The sequence below is a fragment of the Synechococcus sp. KORDI-49 genome, assembly GCF_000737575.1.
GTDB lineage: Bacteria > Cyanobacteriota > Cyanobacteriia > PCC-6307 > Cyanobiaceae > Parasynechococcus.
Genome location: NZ_CP006270.1, coordinates 1,269,964 through 1,287,026 on the forward strand (window position 1 = coordinate 1,269,964; position 17,063 = coordinate 1,287,026).

Below are 17,063 nucleotides of genomic sequence, written 5' to 3' on the forward strand. Positions count from 1 at the left end.
TCAACGCTCCGGCGGCTCCAACCGCACCGCAAACCACTGCAGCGTCATGCCCGGGCTGATCTCCAGATCACAGGCCGTATCCAGCAGGCGTTGCGCCGCCGCCGCCGGATCGGGACGGTCTGCCAGATCGGCTGGCAGCGATTCCAGCTGCCGCAACCAGCCCGTGAGCCATGTCAGGGTGTCGGCGGCGCTGAGCAATCGTTCCGGCTGGCCCGGTTCCAGCACCACATAGTCATCACAGGCACGAATCAGGGGGTCGGACATTTGCGGAGACTTCTGGCCCTGATCATCGCCATCACCATCCTGCTCAGCGACTCACCCGCATGGGCCACGCCGCTGGACGAACGGCTCCACAGCTGGCCGGACTGGAGTCTGCCGGCTCCCTTGTCGCGTCCTTCGAACCGCGACGACCTCATCTATCCGGACTGGTTTTCAGGGCTGTGGCAGGTGGAGAGCCGCGATCTGGATGCACCTGCCGACGAACCGCTGATCCACCAGGCCCTGTTTGCACCTGATGCCCGCGATCGGCTGGTGGGGGATCGCAGCTTCAATGCCATGGCCATCGGTCGGGCCCTGCTCGGCGAGCAGCTGCTGCGGGTGGAGGACGACCCGGAGTCGGCCAACCGCCAGATCGCCTGGCTCAAGGGAGACCTGAGGCTGGAAACCACGGTGACCGGCCGACGCCAGGAAACCCCTGATCAGACGTCATTTCTGGCGGACGAGCTGGTGCTGCAGATCCTTCATGCGCCGGGACCTCCGCGACTGAGTCGGATTGAAACCCTGAGCAGGTATCACCTCTGCGGAGATGAGATCTGCGCCGAACAATGGCAAGGGCGATACGCCTCTCCCGGAGAGAGCCTGCGCGATCAGGCTGTTGCCCATCACCACTACCAGCTCCGATTCACACCTCTTCCAGAGTCCGCTCCATCAGCTTGAGCTCCAGCTGATCGCGCCAGTGAAACAGAGGCTGCAGCTTGGGATGGTCCAGCAGCCCGGCAACACCCTTTCCGGCCAGCTGACTGCCCGAGGAAGGCGGGAAACAGAGCAACGACAACTGAGCCGCCACCGACAGGTCAGCCAGGGTCATGGATGTGCCCACCAGCCAGGGAGTGTGCTGAACGGCGGCGGACAGCTGCTCAAGGCTGGACAGCAGATCAGCCCGGTCACCCTGGTTCACCAGTTCGGAAACGGTGCTCACCCAGCCACCTGGGATCACCCCCATCGCGGAACGCACCGGATCGGGCAGATCGTCTGGCAGCAGAGCCACCCGCAGCTCCGGATCCAGAGCCGCGGCCTGAACCAGCGCCGATCGGCCGGCAGCCGCCAGCGTCGTGTCCGCCCAGTCCTCGATCAGATGCACCTGCGCTGCCAGCTGCGGATCGGAGGGGAGAAGAGTCGGTTCGGGATCGCGCTGCTCCAGGTGCCGAGCGATGGCACTGGAATCCGCCAGCACCGTGTCGCCGTCCACAAGCACCGGCACCTGGCGCTGACCGGAGAGGCGGAACACAGCCAGCTGACCGATGCCGGGACTGACATCCACGGTGCGGTAGCTGAGCCCCTTGGCCTGAAGCACCATGCGCACTTTCAGACAAAAGGCGGAATGGCGGAATTGGTGCAGTTCCAGCATCGCGGCCACCGGAAGGAGTCGGCACAGTAGCCAGTGTCTTCCGATGTTCGCCAGCACCACGCGGGATGCGTTGAGCGAAACGACTGACCACGGTCGCAAGCTTTAAAAAACGCCTTATATTTCCTCGATATCGCCACAAATTCATGGCGGCTGAAGGTTCTGGAAAATTCGCAGACATTGAGAGCCTGCGTCAGCACGTCATTCAGCAATGCGATGTGTTGGGTTATACGATTTCAAGCCAATCAGATCAGAACAAAACTGACGGCTTCGAAATCAACCGAAACGATGAGAATATCTCCGTTCAGATCAAGAATCACCGCGCCAAAACGAACATTGCCGAGGTCTGCAAGTTCACTGAATTCCTGGACCTCGACCAGTGTTCTCACCTCAGCGGTGGCTGGCTGATTTCCACGAGCGGCTTCAGCAAGCCCGCTCTCACCCACGTTCGCACCGAACGCCCCTCCAACCTGCGCCTGGGCACATCAACGCCCTACGGCATCCGCTGGAACTACGACCCTCTGGGTGAAGACGATCTGGCAGCCGACGAATCCTTCGGCTTCTCCGACTGCCACTCGCAACAGCCCATCACCTACATCGGTGTGTTCACCTGCAAAGGAGGTGTCGGCAAGACCACCGTTGCGGCCCACCTGGCAGGAGCCTTTGCTCTGCAGGGCTACGACGTGATCCTGGTGGACCTGGATCCCGACAGGAATCTGCGCAAGCTGTTCATCGAAGATCAAACATCTGACGATGAAACAGCTTCGCTCTATGTTCCCGCCCATCGCAAAGGCTTCATCGGCAGCACAATCACCGTGCTGAATGCTGAGGAATGGGACGAACGCCAATATCCGGACGTCAAAATCGTGATCTGTGACTGTTCACCTGTTCTCAGCGAGAACCCTTCACGATTCATCCGGCGCTTTGATCATTGCCTCATCCCCACCACTCTCAGCCCTCTTGGAATCGCCAAGAATGGCGATGTGATCACCCGCACCTTCCGCCATATCCGAAGCATCAACCACACCGCAGCCCTGCACACCCTGATCAATTGCTACATCGATGACGGCGCCTTCGCGAAACGCAATCGATTGCTGCTTTCAGCCCTCGAGACTCACATCCGGGATTACCAGAAGGAAGATTCCAACTGTCAGCTGATTGATCCAAAGGACGCCCGCATCCGACGCAATGACAATCTTCTGTACTGGGGTTATCACATCGTCGATGGCAGCATGCCGCGACTGGCTTTCAACGAAGTGCTCGGACGCAGTGTTCCTCGCACCGATTTCCTGCAGCTTGCCGAATACCTGGAAATCAAGACCTCCATCCGGGAGATGCACAAACCATTGGCATCCGAGCCCACCGCTGCTGCGGCCTGAGGCGAAGGCTGTTTCAATACTGATGTCGGTTCAGTTTCTCTCCAGAGCCATCACGTTCACTCCGGCATGAAGGAATTCTTTCTCAACGTCACCCGCTATCCCCGTTACATGGTGACCTTCACCCTCGGAGTGATGAATTCCGTGGCCGAGCCTCTGGCCCGTCGCCGCAGCAATCCCGTCACTGCGGTCTCTCTGATCGGAGCCCTGATCAGCGGTTTCATCACCCTCTCCCTGGTGCTGCGTGCCATGGTGAACGCAGCACCGGTTGCGTGATGGCTCAGGGGCGGCGGGTCGAACGGGTGGCGGCCCTGATCCGCAAAGAAACCAGCGAACTGCTGATCAACGGGATCCGTGACGAACGGGTCCATCAGGGCATGGTGAGCATCACCGAAGTGGAGGTGTCCGGCGACCTCCAGCACTGCAAGATCTTCGTGAGCATCTTCGGCGAACCGGAGGACCGCCATCAGGTGCTGGAAGGCCTGCAGGCCGCCAGCGGCTATCTGCGCGGTGAGCTGGGTCGACGATTGCAGATGCGCCGGTCGCCGGAGGTGGTCTTCCAGCTCGATCGCGGCATCGAGAAGGGCACCTCCGTGCTGGGCCTGCTGAACCGCCTTGAGGGGGAACGTCAGGAACGCGGCGAGATTCCTCCGGGAAGCGATGAACAGCAGCCCGACTGAGGCGGAACTGCGGCGGCGAGTCGCCGAGCTGCTGGTGGTGCGGGCCAGCGGTCACCTCGAGGACCGCCAGCGCCGCTACCCCCGCTGGGAACTGACCAATGCGGACCTGCAGCGATTGCTGAAGCAGGGAGTGGGAGGGGTGATCCTGCTCGGAGGCAGCGCCGCCGAACTGCGGCAGCGCACCCACCAGCTCCAGGCATGGGCACCACAGCCTCTGCTGCTCTGCGCCGATGTGGAGGAGGGCGTCGGTCAGCGCTTCGAAGGAGCCAGCTGGCTGGTGCCGCCTCTCGCCCTGGGGCGCCTGCACCAGAGACGTCCGTCAGTGGCACTGGCTCTGGCGGAACGCTACGGCCGCTGCACCGGCGATCAGGCCCGACGCTGCGGCCTCAACTGGGTGTTGGGGCCTGTCTGCGATGTCAACAACAACCCTGCCAATCCGGTGATCAATGTGCGGGCCTGGGGTGAGGATCCGGAGACCGCCGGACTTCTGGCAGCGGCCTTCCAGGCCGGGCTGCGCCTGGCTGGCGTTCTGGGCTGCGCCAAGCACTTCCCTGGCCATGGCGACACCAGCAGCGATTCCCATCTGGACCTGCCGGTGCTCCCCCACAACCGAGAGCGCCTCGACGCGATCGAGCTGCCGCCGTTCCAACGGCTGATCGTCGCCGGCATCGATGCCGTGATGACAGCCCATCTGCTGCTGCCTGAGCTGGATCCGCAGCAACCGGCCACCCTCTCCGGAGCGGTGCTCACGGATCTTTTACGCCGTGATCTCGGATTCGACGGACTGGTGGTGACCGATGCCCTGGTGATGGAGGCGATCGCGGCCCGCCATGGTGCAGCCGAAGCGGCAGTGCTCGCCTTCGCCGCCGGAGCCGATCTGATCCTGATGCCGGCCGATGCCTCCGCCGCCATCGATGGACTGGTGGAGGCTCTGCGCAGCGGTCGCATTCCGATCCAGCGGCTTGAGGACGCCATCCGACGACGACGGTCCGCGCTGGCCAGGGTGTCCCCCGGCGATGAATCCGAGGGCCCCTTGGTCACGGCCGCAGACCTCGCTCTGGAGGAGCAACTGGTGGAGAGCTCTCTGATCCGCCTGTCAGCTCGGGAGATCAGCCCTGCCGCGGGGCTCAATCTGATCCGGGTGGATGGTGTTCTGCCCTGCCCGCCTCTCGACAGCAGCGCCCCGGCGATCACACAGCCCCTGGCGCATGGGTTCCGTCCGGTGCTGATCCACGGGCAGGGTGTCTCCCCCTGGCAGGATCAACCGGAAAGCCCCCTTGCCCTGGAACGGCTTGGTGATGGCCCGGTGCTCCTGCAGCTGTTCCTGCGCGGCAATCCCTTCCGAGGCGATCGCGACAGCCGCGAACCCTGGGGGGCTGCCGTTCTCCAGCTGCAGCGGTTGAAGCGGCTGGCGGGTCTGCTCATCTATGGCAGCCCGTATCTGTGGGAGGAACTGAAGCCCCTGCTGAATTCCACGATTCCCGCGCTTTACAGCCCGGGGCAGATGCCTGTGGCGCAACGACTGGCCCTCGGGCAACTGCTGCCGGAATCAGCGGCTGGATTCAGCGCGGATTTCACCGACTGAGCGCCTTAACCTCGCGCCAAGCGAACCGCCGGTGATGCTCAGCCTCTCGATGATCGTGCGCAACGAGGAGGCCCGACTCGCGGCCTGCCTGGCATCCGTGAGCGCTCTGGCCGACGAGATGGTGGTGGTGGATACGGGCTCCACCGACGCCACCATCGCCATCGCGGAGGCCGCCGGTGCCAGGGTGGAGCGGATCGACTGGCCCGGTGACTTCGCCCCGGCCCGCAACCGGGCCCTGGAGTTTCTCAAAGGCGACTGGGTGCTGGTGCTGGACGCCGACGAACAGCTGAGACCTGAAGTCATTCCGAGCCTCAGGGCGCTGATGGCCCAGCCCGATGTGCTGGTGATCAACCTGCTGCGCTACGAGCTGGGTGCCGCCATGGCCCCTTACTCCAGCGTCAGCCGCCTGTTCCGCCGCCACCCTGCCATCCGCTGGAGTCGGCCGTACCACTCGATGATCGACGACAGCGTCAAGGGGCTGCTGGAGGAGGAGCCTCAGTGGCGCGTCGCTGACTGCAGCGAGCCGGCCATCCTGCATGACGGTTACCGCCCGGAGCTGCTGGCGGGCACCGACAAGGCCAACCGTCTGCGGCAGGCGATGCAGGACGAACTGGACGCCAGCCCCGGCAACCCGTATGCCAGCGCCAAGCTCGGCGGCCTGCTGATCAGCGAAGGACGTCATGAGGAGGCGATCCCTCTGCTGCGCCGCGGCCTGGAGCAGGAGGGCGTGCAGGATGCCGAGCGCTACGAGCTGCTGGTCCACCTGGGCCTTGCCATCACCCCGTCGGATCCTGAGGGCGCCATCACCTGTTACCGCGAAGCGCTCGCGATTCCTCTCGACACCCGCATCAGCCTCGGAGCCCGACTCAACCTGGCGGCACGGCTGATGGAGCAGGGAGACCTGGAAGAGGGGATCAGCCTCACCCAGACCGCCACCCAGCGCGCTCCGGAAGTGGCCCTGGGCTGGTACAACCTCGGCCTGATGCAACGCCGCCGAGGCGACATCGGCTCGGCCCTCGAGGCCTACCGCCGTGCCCTGAGCCTGGATCCCGACAACGCCGAGTGCCACCAGAACAATGCCGTGGCACTTCTGATGGGAGGCGACATCGAGGGGGCACGCAACGGCTTCCGGACGGCGGTGAGGCTGCTGCAGGACCAGGGCCGCAGCCAGGAGGCCAGCACGTTGAGGGACAAAGCATCCGCGATCGTGAAACTGGATGCGGAGCCCGTGCCGTGAGCGATCCACTCCAGGGATGCACCGTGGTGGTGACGAGGGCGGCCGAACAGCAGGGAGAAGCCCGTCAGCTGCTGGAAGCCGCCGGCGCGCAGGTGCTGGACCTGCCGGCCCTGGTGATCGGCCCTCCCGACGACTGGGGACCCCTCGATGACGCGTTGGCCGATCTGGAGAACTTTCACTGGATCGTTTTCTCCAGCGCCAACGGTGTTCAGGCGGTGGATCAGCGGTTGCAGCGGCTGGGTCGCAGCCTGTCGCGACGGCCGGACGGCCTGCGACTCGCCGCCGTGGGGCGCAAGACGGCCCGGGTGCTGGAGGAGCTGGGCGCAACGGCGGACTTCGTTCCACCCCAGTTCGTGGCCGACAGCCTGATCGAGCACTTCCCCGTCTCCGGTTACGGCCTGCGGATCCTGTTGCCGAGAGTTCAGAGCGGTGGGCGCACCGTTCTGGCGGAGGCTTTCGGCGAGGCGGGTGTTCGGGTGGTCGAGGTGGCCGCCTATGAATCCCGCTGCCCGGAGGCGATGCCGGAGATCACCGCCCGGGCTCTGGCCGAGCAGGCCGTGGGAGTGATCGCCTTCAGCAGCGGTAAAACCGCTCAGCACACGGCCAGGCTGCTGGAGCAGCACCTGGGGGCAGCCTGGTTGCGGCATCTCGACGGTGTGAAGCTGATTTCCATCGGCCCCCAGACAAGCCTCAGCTGCCACAAGCACTTCGGGCGCGTGGATGCCGAGGCAACACGCCACGACCTCGAAGGGCTGGTGGAAGCCTGTTCTCAGGCCATGCAGAGCGGGGCCTGAGGCTCGCCGTTGCGTGCCAGCCGGATGCACCCCCGCTGTACGTCGATGGCCAGCACCGACCAGCCCTGAGGCAGCAGCGACCCGCGATCTCCCTCGCAACGCCCCTCACGGCCGATGCAGAGCACACCGCTTCCCAGAGCGCTCCGGGCCAGGGCCCGCTGCTGACCACCGACCCGCAACACACCGGTGAGGGTGACTCCGGAGCTGTTCCCGGAAGCATCGACAGACGCCGACTCCGACGAGAGACCGGATGCCTCCGTGCCAAGACCTGACTGAACCGATGCCCCTGGAACCAGCGACGCTGCGAAGGGATCGACCCGGCCGCCACCACCGGCAGCCTGAACCTGCTGAGGCGTCGGCAGCGGTGTCAGACCGAGGTCCGGGATCGACCGCGGCGGATCCGGTTCCACCGCAGGCTGGGCGGGTCGGCGTGGGGGCTCGGAGACAGACACGTCGGCTGGTTCTCCGCCAGCGCAACCGGTGAGCACCAGGCCGATCAACAGGCAGGCGGCAGCACCAGGAGCTCTCACCTCAGGCGCGGTCTTCCACCAGGTCCCGGAAGCGGTCAAGATTCGCCTGCAGCTCCTTGGTGACGATTCCCCCCAGGATGCTGGGCTCCATCAACGGTGCCAAGACCCTCGGGAGCTCATAGGTGACGCTCAGTTTCACCACGGTGCGATCGACGGACTCCGGGTAGAAGCGCACCGCTCCCTTGGTGGACAGACCACCGACGGATTCCCAGTGAAGCTGCTGAGCCTCCACCCGCTGGGTGATGCGCGCCTTCCAGTGAAAACGAAAGCCCTGGGCCGCCAGGGTCCAATCCGTGAGCTCCGGATCATCCAGCGTTTTCACGGATTCGATCCAGCGCATCCAGCGCGGCATCGCCTCAAGATCACTCCACACGGCCCAGACCCGGTCGACTGGAGCCTGGACCTCTGTGGTGACGGTGTGTTCCAGCCAGCGTCCCATCGTCAGGCCACCGCTGCGTTGGTGGCCAGCTGCGCCGGTCTGCGCAGAATCTCGGCGGCAGCCAGGTGACCGCTCATCGTCGCCCCCTCCATCGAATCGATGTAGTCCTGTCGTGTGTAGCTGCCGGCCAGGAAAAAGTTGCCGATCGGGGTGCGCTGCTCAGGCCGGTAGGGCTCCATCCCCGGGGCCTCGCGATACAGCGATTGGGCCAGCTTCACCACGTTGCTCCAGGTGAGCTGGAGATGGCGAGCCGAAGGGAACAGCTCCCTCACCTGACGGTCGGTGTGGGCGACGATCTCCTCAACACTCTTCGGGATCCACGGATCACCGGGCGTGAGCACGCACTGGAGCAGGGAACCCTCTCCCTCCTTGCGGTAGTCCTCGGGGCTGGCGAGGGCCAGGTCGGCGAAACAGCTGAAGTCCGCATCGGCGGTATAGAGGAGGTTGTTGAGGCCCGCCGGCTGGCCCACATCCCTTCGGCGGCTCTCGTGCTCCTCGCCCAGTTCCGTGACCCAGCCGTCGTAGCGCAGCTGCACGGTGGCCACCGGAACCGCTTCAAGCTGGTGGATCGCCTCGAACTGAGGGAAGCGGCGCCAGGCCTCTGGGAGCAGCTTCTGAATTCCGGGCACATCGCAGGCCGCCAGATAGGCATCCGCCTCGACGGTGATGTCGCCCTCCGGAGTGCCCAGCTGCAGGCCGGTGACTTCGGGATGCTCCGCCTCGCTGAACATCACCTGCTTGACGCGATGACGCAGATGCAGCCGGCCGCCTCGGGCCTCGATGTACTCCAGGATCGGACCGGTGAGCCAGCGATGCGGCGACCCCTTGAGCAGGTTCAGCTTGGAGGCCTCGGTCTTGGCCGCGAACATCATGAAGATGGTCAGCATGCAGCGGGCCGAGATCGCTTCGCAGTCGATGAAGCCCAGGGCGTAAGCGATCGGATTCCACATGCGGCGGATGCTCTCCGGGCTGCCGCCGTGGCCGACGAACCAGTCCTGGAAGCTCACGGAGTCGAGGGCACGGATCGTGCGCATCGCCCCCTCGTAATCGACCAGACCACGCACGATCGGGGATGTGCCGAGTGCGAGGGCGTTGCGCAGTTTGTCGATCCAGCTGAGCTGAGGGGTGGTGAAGAAAGCCTTCAGACCGTTGAAGGGTGCACCGATCGGGAAGCGGAAATCCAGCTCCCGCAGGTCGCCGCCCTTGTTCACGAACAGATGGGTGTGCTGCTTCGGCAGCAGGTTGTCAAACGCGCCCACCTTGCGCATCAGCGCGAAGAGATTGGCGTAGTTGAAGAAGAACACATGCAACCCCATTTCGATGTGGTTGCCGCCCTCGTCCACCCAGCTGCCCACCTTGCCGCCCATGAACGGTCTGGCCTCGTAGAGGTTCACCTCATGGCCGGCCTCCACAAGATCCACCGCAGCGGACAGGCCCGCGAGACCGGAACCGACTATCGCGACCTGCACCTGGTTGCGCGCAACTGAAGCGACTCTATGAATGAGGCTCCATAGAGTGAGGGCACGCGACCGCGGCGATGATGACCACCACCCCCACCGATGCGCCGACCCACACCGCCCGGGACGGCAAGGGCATCCTGATCACGGCGACGGCCATGCAACAGCTGGCGAGACTCTGCGGAGAGCAGGGCGACAACAAGGTGCTGCGGGTGGGCGTGCGCTCCGGCGGCTGCAGCGGCATGAGTTACACGATGGATTTCGTGCCCGCCTCCGACACCCTCGAGGACGACGAGTCCTACGACTACGAGACCCCCGATGGCCACAGCTTCCGGGTGATCTGCGATCCCAAGAGTCTGCTTTACATCTACGGCATGCAGCTCGACTTCAGCACCGCACTGATCGGCGGAGGCTTCAATTTCACCAATCCGAATGCCACCCAGACCTGCGGTTGCGGCAGCTCCTTCGCCGTTTGAGCCGAACGGTCTGAGCCGCATGGGAATCTGAACAGGACCACCCCTCTGCCCGTCGATGGAATCCAGCCAGGAGAGTCTGTTCGAGCAGGCGATGGCCCGATATCAGGCGGGGGCCAGCGCCGCGGAAATCCTGCCGGACTTTCTCCGGATCACCGAGGCGGCACCCCGTCAATCCGCTGGCTGGACCTGTCTGGCCTGGCTGCAGCTGCTCTGCGACCTGCCGGAGGACGCCCTGCGCTCAGCCCGCTTCGCCGTGAAGCTCAACCCTCAGGACCCACAGGCCCGGGTGAATCTGAGTCTGGCGCTGCTGGAGACGGAATCCAAAGGCGTGCGGGAGCACGTGCAGGTGGTGCAGCAGGTGCTGACGATGGCACCGCAGATTTCGGACGAGCTCAGAACAGCCCTGGACGACGGCCTGCAGCGTCGCCCGAACTGGACCTCCCTCGAGAAGGTGAAGACCTGGCTGAATCTCTGACTCACGACCTCCCCGTCCCCATCAGCTGGTTGCGGTGAATGGCGCGTCTTCTTCTGCTCAGCAACGGCCATGGCGAGGATCTCTCCGGTGCTCTGCTGGGCCGTGCTCTGTCCGAGCAGGGCCATGAGGTTCAGGCCCTGCCTCTGGTTGGCCAGGGGAATTCCTACCGAACAGCAGGGATTCCCCTGCTGGGGCGCACCCGCGAATTCAGCACCGGCGGCATCGGCTACACCAGCCTGCGCGGACGGTTGACGGAACTGATGCAGGGACAACTGTTCCACCTGCTGGAGCAGTTAGTGCGGCTGCTGCGCCGGGCTCATCGCTTCGATCTGATCGTGGTGGTGGGAGATGTGATTCCAGTGATCGCCTCCTGGCTGTGCAGACGTCCGGCGGCGACCTATCTGGTGGCGTACTCCAGCCATTACGAAGGACGCCTGCGACTGCCCTGGCCCTGCGCTGAACTGCTGGCGACCCCTCGATTCCTGGCCGTGTTCAGCCGCGATCAGCTCACGGCGGATGATCTCAGTCAGCAGCTGAGACGACCGGTGCGCTTTCTCGGCAATCCCTTCATGGATCCGGTGCTGACCCCGGTGCCGCCGCTGCCCGCTGCAATGCAACGCATCGGCCTGCTGCCGGGCAGTCGCCGGCCGGAGCTGGAGGAGAACCTGCGGCTGCTGCTGGCAGTCGCCGAACAGCTGCCTGTGTCAGAGGAGCTGAGTCTGGACCTGGCCCTGGTGCCGAGTCTGGAGGCGGACGCCCTGGGCCGGCTCGCCGATTCCGCCGGCTGGCAGCAGAGCGGCGATCGACTGATCCATCGCGATGGCGCCACCATCCACGTGCGGCGCGATGCCTTTCAGGCGCTGCTGCAGAGCAGTGATCTGCTGATCTGCATGGCGGGCACCGCCGCGGAACAGGCGGTCGGGCTCGGCCGGCCGGTGCTGCAGCTGCCGGGCCGCGGCCCGCAGTTCACCGCAGCCTTCGCGGAGGCGCAGCGGCGTCTGCTGGGCCCCACCGTGTTCTGTGCCCCCGGGGACGCCGGCAGCCTTGGCAACCTCCAGGCGTCTGCGCAGCTGGCGTTGCAGTTGCTCGAACGCTGCCGCTCGGATCAGCAGCTGCAGCGCCAGTGCAGGCAGGAGGCCGAACGGCGCCTCGGTGCGGCCGGCGGTGGTCGGAGGATGGCAGCTGCCATCAGTGCGCTGCTGTCATGAGTGCCCCAACGGAACCGCTCTGGAAACGCTGGCTCGACCGACTGCTGATGCTGAATGTGCTGCTGGTGGCGTCCGGGGCCGTTTTCTTCACCGTGGCTGTGGTCGCCCAGAGCCAGGGACGGGATCAGGCCATGGATCTGTTCCAGCAGCTCTGGCAGCCGCTGTTCACGCCAGCCATCAGCCTGCTGATCATGGCGGCGCTGATCAGTGGGATCGTCAGCTGGTGGCAGCGGCGAGTGCAGACGGCAGATCGGGGTAACGGAAACTGAAGCCGAGGGTCTCCAAGCGTTCGGAGCCGACCTGCTGACCCTCCAGCACCACCGAGGCTCCGTCTCCGAGCAACACCTGCAGAACCGGAGCTGGCACCGGCAACAGGCTGGGACGCCCGAGGCTGCGGCCCAGCTCACGACAGAACTCCGTCATCGACACCGGCTGGGGCGCCACACCGTTGACAGCACCTGTCCAGTTCGGATCCTCAAGCGCCCGAAGGATCAGAGCGCACAGATCACTGCGGTGAATCCAGCTCATCCACTGACGGCCGCTGCCGATCGGTCCACCGAAGCCGGCCCGGAACACCGGCAGCATCTTGCCGAGGGCACCGCCATCGGGGGCCACGACGATGCCGATGCGAACGGTCACCGCGCGGGTTCCATCCGGAACAGCCAGGGCGGCCTGCTCCCAGCGGCGACAAAGGGAGGCGAGGAAGTCGTCACCGGCCGGGCTGGATTCGACGAATCGCTGCGAAACACTGGTGCCGTAGTAGCCGATGGCCGAAGCATTCACGAGCACCTGCGGCGGTGTGGGAGACGCCTGAATCGCCTCCACCAGCAGCCTGGTGGTCTCCAGACGGCTCGTTTCCAGGATGCGCTGATGGGCCGGCGTCCAGCGCTTCTCAGCGATCGGCTCCCCGGCGAGATTGACCACGCCCTCCGCCTGCGACAGAGCCTGCAGAAGCGACTGATCCTGCCAGGATCGAGGGTCGGCGGGATCCAGCTGCAGCCACTCCGCAGCAGGCTCCTGGCGCTGTTGACGACTCACCAGAGTCAGCTGATGACCGGCTTGGCGCAGCATCGGAACCAGTTCCCGGCCAACGAGACCGGTGCAGCCGAGAAGCAGCAGGCGCATGGTGCAGTGCGAGAAACCCGGCGAGGCTAGGTGGGGCGACCCGCGTCAGTGATGGCGGGAACGGGCTCTAGCCTTGGACAAGCATTGCTCTTCACGATGGCTGACACCGACGCCGCCCCTGCGAAGGCCAAGCCGGCGGCCCTGCGTAAGGGAGCCCTGGTGCGGGTGAACCGGAAGGCCTATGACAGCAGCCTGGAAGCAGCTGCCAGCGACCCCATTGCGCCCGACTACATCTTCGAAGGGCCGGGGGAACTGCTGCTCGTGAAAGGTGATCATGGCCAGGTGCGCTGGAACCGCCCGGTGCCCGACACCTGGCTGCGCATGGATCAGCTGGAGGCCTGTTCCTGATCGACAGGCGCCAGGGCGTCTTCCACGCGATCAATGGCCTCGGGCAGGGACTGCATCGCAGCGGGTGCACGCCACACCGCCCCACCAAGAACGGCGCTGAGATCTCCCAGGGCAAGCAGCAACGGATCCGGTGTCTGCTGATGGGCGGCATCCGCCACAGACGACGCCGCCCAGGCATCCCAGCCGGCCAGCAGCACCACACTGCGATAGGCAGCCGGCCATGGATTCTCGGGAAGCAACGTCTGAAGAGCCGCGAAATGAGCAGCCGCCTCCTGCGGTCGGTTGGCCAGCACCGCCAGCAGCGCCAGGCTCCAGTGGGGTTGAGGATCGCTTGAATCCTGCGCCAGCTGCTGTTCCGCCTGCCGGCGCACCGTGGCGCGGTAACTGAAATGGCCATCGAGCATGTGTTCCTGGCCCACCGCGGCAAACACCGGTTCCAGCCCGGCCGGTCCGGCCGCCAGCCCCGCAGCGAGAGCTGGAAAGCGTGCCGCGAAACCGACTCCCTCCGGTCGATCGCTGCTCCGTGTCCAGAGGGAGTAGCTACCTCCCTTGGGCCGCTCGAATGCACCCACCTGCCTGAACACGCCACTGGTTCGCACCGCTTCGTCGAGGCGACGGGCCGACTTGCGCACCGATCCCTGCCCCCCTTCCGCCAGCACGACCCACTGCGCCGCCCGCAGGGTTGGCCCCACGTCATCTCGGCTGCTGCCCATCTGCCGGCCCACCAGCTGCCCGCCATGGCGTCTGCCGTAGTAGCTCACGTTGTGCTGGTTCAGGTCGGAGGTGCTGGGCACCACGATCAACGTGCGCGCTGACTGCGCTGGATCACCGCCACCCGCGGCCTGCACGAGAGCCTCGAGCGGACCCCGCGGCCGATCCTCGAAGCGATCCAGCTGAAAGGCCATGCCCGCCGGCAGGCAGGCGAGCAGCCCTGAGATCAGAGCCACGGGTGCCGCCCAGGACGCGCGTTGGCGCAGCAGCCGGCCCCACTGCCACCAGCCCCGGGCCAGCAGCAGCAGCAGGGTGGGCAACAGCGGCGTGATGTAGCGGTCACTCTTGTTGGGACTGAGGCTGGTGAGCAGCCAGGCGGCCACAAGATTGATCACCAGCCAGCGCCAGCTCCAGGGGTCATCCGCACCACCCTCATCGGCAGCAGAGCGATGGCGCTGAAGCCACCACAGCACAAGCCCCGCCAGGCCCACCACCAACAGAACAACACCCAGCTGCTCCGGCAGCAGACGCAGGTAGAACGACAGGCTTTCCATCGAGAAGGGGTTGGGATCCCCCTCCCGGGCAGCGGATTCGAACACCGCCCGGTTCGTCCCCCCGAGGCTGGTGATCCAGTTGTGGCGCAACCAGGGGCCGATCATCAGCAGCGTCAGCACGGGCAGCAGCACCCCCTGACGCAACCAGCGCCCGCGGCGACGAACGGCGACACCGGCCGCCCACAGACCAGCCGGTACCAGCAGCAACAACGCGCTCTGCTTGATCAGCACCGCCGCCAGCGCGCAGACCGTGGCCAGCAGCGCCTGGCCCCAGCGACCACCCCGCCTGGGATCACACCAGCAGCTCAGCCGCCACAGCGCAAGGGTCCCCATCGCTGCCAGGGGCATCTCCAGCACATAATCCGTGCGCAGATCCAGCAGAGCCGGTGCGATCGCAGTGAGGCCGCAGGCCAGCAACGCCAGCCCGTCGCCCTGCAAACGGCGCCCCCAGCCGGCCACCGCCAGCAACAGCAGACCATGCCAGAGGCTGAGGCTCCAGGCGGCAGCCGCGGGATCATCCCCACTCAGGGCCATCACACTGCCGTTCACCAAAGAGGCCAGAGGCGGAATCTTGGGGGAGAGATCCAGCAAGGCATTCCAGCCCTGCCAACCACCGCCGGGAAGCACCCCGATGGCACGGCCGTGATCCAGCGCGCTGTTGAGATAGTCGGCCTGATCCCATGCGGGAAGCCCGGTCTGCAGCTCCCACCAGAGGCGGTCAGCACCGGTGGCCAGAAGCCAGATCAGAAGCAGCGCAGCCCAGAAACGCCAGCGCACCGTCATGAAATCTCGAGCCGACGGCGCTCATCCTGAAGCCGCTTGCGCCGCTGCTTCGCCTCGCGCAGCATCTCTCGACCATCCCGCAGGTAGCTGTCCACGTAGCCCATCGTGTAGCGCTCCAGCTCCTGCAGAGCGTCCTCCACCTCGGAGAAGCAGTGATACACACTCAGGCCGAACCCACGCGCCGACACCGGTGTGGGCAGGGTCTGGAACAGCGTCTTGACCCGTTCCAGCTTCTGAACACTGCGCTCCAGATAGGCGCAGAAGGCCTCCATCAACGCGTCGTCATAGGGATCCGCTGCCAGGGCCTTGAGCTGTGCCGGAAAGGGATTGATCACCTCTCCAAGCAGACGGTCGATCGGGCTGTAGACCCGTCGCAGCCATTCCACAAGCGCATCATCGGCACTGACTCCCTGGCCATGGGCCCGTCTGGCCTGGCTGAGATCCTGCGACGCTGCCGTCGTTCGCGACGCCCGACTGCGGTCGAACGCCCGACGCCGCTCCGCATCGCCGAGCACTTCCCAGGCGGCATTGAGAGCCAGCATGCGCTGATCGTCCCCACCGGCATCCGGATGATGCTGCTTCACGAGCTGCCGGTAAGCAGCCTTGATCTCCTCGGCGCTCGCATGACTGCTCACCCCCAGCTCGTCGTAGGGATCTCTCACAGCTGACCATCCCGGCGCGCCGGCAGCACCGAACCGGAACTGAACATCGGCGTGGACAGATAACGCTCGCCATAACTGGCCAACATCACCACGATCCGGCAACCGACCATGTCGGAGCGCGCCCCGATGCGCAGAGCGGCGGCGACGGCGGCACCACTGCTGATGCCGCAGAGGAGCCCCTCCTCGCGGGCCAGACGACGGCCGACATCCATCGCCTCATCGTCGGAGACGGTGACGATCTCATCAATCCGTTCGCGCTCGAGCACCGCGGGGATGAACCCCGCTCCGATGCCCTGAATGCGATGCGCGCCGGCAGGCCCACCGGAGAGCACCGGACTGGCAGCCGGTTCCACCGCCACCACCCGCAGCTGCGGAGATCGCTGCTTGAGCAGGCGTGCACATCCGGTGATCGTGCCGCCGGTGCCCACCCCCGCCACAAAGCCATCGATCACACCATCGCAGTCGTGCCAGATCTCCTCCGCAGTGGTGCGTTCATGCACTGCAGGATTGGCCGGATTGTCGAACTGCTGCAGCAGATAGGCCTCGGGAATCTCCTGCACCAGCTCGCGGGCCAGGGCGATCGCACCCGCCATGCCTTCGGCACCATCGGTGAGCTGCAGCTCTGCGCCGTAGGCCCGCAGCATGGCCCGCCGTTCGGTGCTCATCGAATCCGGCATGGTGAGGATGAGCCGGTAGCCCCGCGCGGCAGCCACCATCGCCAGGGCGATTCCGGTGTTGCCACTGGTGGGCTCCACCAGCACCGTGTAGCCGGGCTGGATCGTGCCATTGGCTTCGGCCTCCAGCACCATGGCGCTGGCGATGCGGTCCTTGACGGACGCCGAAGGATTGAAGCTTTCCAGCTTGGCCAGCAGCTCAGCCCGACAGCCGAACTGCGCCGGAAGGCGGTTGAGCCTCACCAGCGGAGTGCCGCCGATCAGGGCGGTGATGTCAGGGGCGATGGCCATACAACGGCAGCTTGCCCGGGAGCGGCACACAAAA

21 protein-coding genes are annotated in these 17,063 nt (G+C 65.5%); 12 read left to right on the forward strand and 9 right to left on the reverse strand.

Features of this window, described 5'->3' with window-relative positions:
• Positions 1–264: a chlororespiratory reduction protein 7 gene (locus KR49_RS06600; protein WP_043693109.1), complete on the reverse strand. Its 264-nt coding sequence runs from the start codon at positions 262–264 to the stop codon at positions 1–3.
• Here KR49_RS06600 and KR49_RS06605 point away from each other — a divergent pair, their 5' ends adjacent.
• Entirely contained in the window at positions 265–936 is a 672-nt protein-coding gene (locus KR49_RS06605; protein ID WP_043693113.1) for a DUF6816 family protein, read from the forward strand.
• Here the strand turns inward: KR49_RS06605 and KR49_RS06610 are convergent.
• Positions 902–1,627 carry a glutathione S-transferase family protein gene (locus KR49_RS06610; RefSeq protein WP_043697021.1) on the reverse strand — a complete coding sequence of 242 codons (726 nt, stop codon included), beginning with the start codon at positions 1,625–1,627 and terminating at the stop codon, positions 902–904. The genes KR49_RS06605 and KR49_RS06610 overlap by 35 nt on opposite strands.
• A gap of 143 nt (positions 1,628–1,770) precedes the next feature.
• Here KR49_RS06610 and KR49_RS06615 point away from each other — a divergent pair, with 143 nt between their 5' ends.
• The 6 genes from KR49_RS06615 to KR49_RS06640 all read left to right on the forward strand — a co-directional run bounded on the left by KR49_RS06615 (position 1,771) and on the right by KR49_RS06640 (position 7,296).
• Entirely contained in the window at positions 1,771–3,003 is a 1,233-nt protein-coding gene (locus KR49_RS06615; RefSeq protein WP_052378199.1) for a ParA family protein, read from the forward strand.
• 66 nt (positions 3,004–3,069) lie between these two features.
• Complete coding sequence (locus tag KR49_RS06620) at positions 3,070–3,276, forward strand: DUF751 family protein (RefSeq protein WP_043693116.1); 207 nt, start codon at positions 3,070–3,072, stop codon at positions 3,274–3,276.
• Positions 3,276–3,680, forward strand: a complete 405-nt coding sequence (gene rbfA / locus KR49_RS06625) for a 30S ribosome-binding factor RbfA (protein WP_043693119.1) — start codon at positions 3,276–3,278, stop codon at positions 3,678–3,680. The genes KR49_RS06620 and rbfA overlap by 1 nt, the downstream gene beginning before the upstream one ends.
• Entirely contained in the window at positions 3,661–5,265 is a 1,605-nt protein-coding gene (locus KR49_RS06630) for a glycoside hydrolase family 3 N-terminal domain-containing protein (protein WP_043693122.1), read from the forward strand. Before rbfA ends, KR49_RS06630 begins: the two co-directional genes overlap by 20 nt.
• Positions 5,266–5,299: 34 nt before the next feature.
• Entirely contained in the window at positions 5,300–6,502 is a 1,203-nt protein-coding gene (locus KR49_RS06635) for a glycosyltransferase (protein WP_043693124.1), read from the forward strand.
• Positions 6,499–7,296, forward strand: coding sequence for a uroporphyrinogen-III synthase (locus KR49_RS06640; RefSeq protein WP_043693127.1), 798 nt, complete (start codon positions 6,499–6,501; stop codon positions 7,294–7,296). Before KR49_RS06635 ends, KR49_RS06640 begins: the two co-directional genes overlap by 4 nt.
• Here the strand turns inward: KR49_RS06640 and KR49_RS06645 are convergent.
• From KR49_RS06645 to zds, 3 genes are read right to left on the reverse strand one after another with little or no spacing between them, the layout of a single operon-like run.
• Positions 7,272–7,865 (reverse strand): hypothetical protein, encoded by a 594-nt coding sequence (locus KR49_RS06645; protein ID WP_162176157.1) that lies wholly within the window; start codon positions 7,863–7,865, stop codon positions 7,272–7,274. The genes KR49_RS06640 and KR49_RS06645 overlap by 25 nt on opposite strands.
• Entirely contained in the window at positions 7,828–8,265 is a 438-nt protein-coding gene (locus KR49_RS06650) for an SRPBCC family protein (RefSeq protein WP_043693131.1), read from the reverse strand. Before KR49_RS06650 ends, KR49_RS06645 begins: the two co-directional genes overlap by 38 nt.
• Before the next feature lie 2 nt (positions 8,266–8,267).
• Positions 8,268–9,734, reverse strand: coding sequence for a 9,9'-di-cis-zeta-carotene desaturase (gene zds, locus KR49_RS06655; RefSeq protein ID WP_043693134.1), 1,467 nt, complete (start codon positions 9,732–9,734; stop codon positions 8,268–8,270).
• Positions 9,735–9,805: 71 nt separating this feature from the next.
• On the opposite strand from zds, the gene KR49_RS06660 reads away from it, so the two are divergent.
• The 4 genes from KR49_RS06660 to KR49_RS06675 are packed head-to-tail and all read left to right on the forward strand — an operon-like array spanning position 9,806 to position 12,150.
• Positions 9,806–10,198, forward strand: a complete 393-nt coding sequence (locus KR49_RS06660; protein ID WP_043697030.1) for an iron-sulfur cluster assembly accessory protein — start codon at positions 9,806–9,808, stop codon at positions 10,196–10,198.
• Positions 10,199–10,253: 55 nt separating this feature from the next.
• On the forward strand, positions 10,254–10,673 hold the full coding sequence (locus tag KR49_RS06665; RefSeq protein ID WP_043693138.1) for a hypothetical protein: 420 nt from the start codon (positions 10,254–10,256) through the stop codon (positions 10,671–10,673).
• Positions 10,674–10,711: 38 nt separating this feature from the next.
• The gene (locus tag KR49_RS06670) at positions 10,712–11,881 is read left to right on the forward strand and encodes a lipid-A-disaccharide synthase-related protein (protein WP_043693141.1); all 1,170 of its coding nucleotides are present in this window, start codon (positions 10,712–10,714) and stop codon (positions 11,879–11,881) included.
• Complete coding sequence (locus KR49_RS06675; protein ID WP_043693145.1) at positions 11,878–12,150, forward strand: hypothetical protein; 273 nt, start codon at positions 11,878–11,880, stop codon at positions 12,148–12,150. Before KR49_RS06670 ends, KR49_RS06675 begins: the two co-directional genes overlap by 4 nt.
• On the opposite strand, the gene KR49_RS06680 is transcribed toward KR49_RS06675, so the two are convergent.
• Positions 12,098–13,006: a TIGR01777 family oxidoreductase gene (locus KR49_RS06680; protein ID WP_043693148.1), complete on the reverse strand. Its 909-nt coding sequence runs from the start codon at positions 13,004–13,006 to the stop codon at positions 12,098–12,100. The two genes, KR49_RS06675 and KR49_RS06680, sit on opposite strands and share 53 nt — an antisense overlap.
• Positions 13,007–13,102: 96 nt before the next feature.
• On the opposite strand from KR49_RS06680, the gene KR49_RS06685 reads away from it, so the two are divergent.
• The gene (locus tag KR49_RS06685) at positions 13,103–13,354 is read left to right on the forward strand and encodes an NAD(P)H-quinone oxidoreductase subunit O (RefSeq protein WP_043697033.1); all 252 of its coding nucleotides are present in this window, start codon (positions 13,103–13,105) and stop codon (positions 13,352–13,354) included.
• Here the strand turns inward: KR49_RS06685 and KR49_RS06690 are convergent.
• Genes KR49_RS06690 through cysK form a run of 3 tightly spaced genes read right to left on the reverse strand, consistent with a single transcriptional unit; the run spans position 13,333 to position 17,029 of the window.
• Positions 13,333–15,402, reverse strand: a complete 2,070-nt coding sequence (locus KR49_RS06690; RefSeq protein ID WP_043693151.1) for a phospholipid carrier-dependent glycosyltransferase — start codon at positions 15,400–15,402, stop codon at positions 13,333–13,335. The genes KR49_RS06685 and KR49_RS06690 overlap by 22 nt on opposite strands.
• Positions 15,399–16,064, reverse strand: a complete 666-nt coding sequence (locus tag KR49_RS06695; RefSeq protein WP_043693154.1) for a J domain-containing protein — start codon at positions 16,062–16,064, stop codon at positions 15,399–15,401. Before KR49_RS06695 ends, KR49_RS06690 begins: the two co-directional genes overlap by 4 nt.
• On the reverse strand, positions 16,061–17,029 hold the full coding sequence (gene cysK / locus KR49_RS06700) for a cysteine synthase A (protein ID WP_043693158.1): 969 nt from the start codon (positions 17,027–17,029) through the stop codon (positions 16,061–16,063). The genes KR49_RS06695 and cysK overlap by 4 nt, the downstream gene beginning before the upstream one ends.
• Positions 17,030–17,063 lie beyond the last annotated feature (34 nt).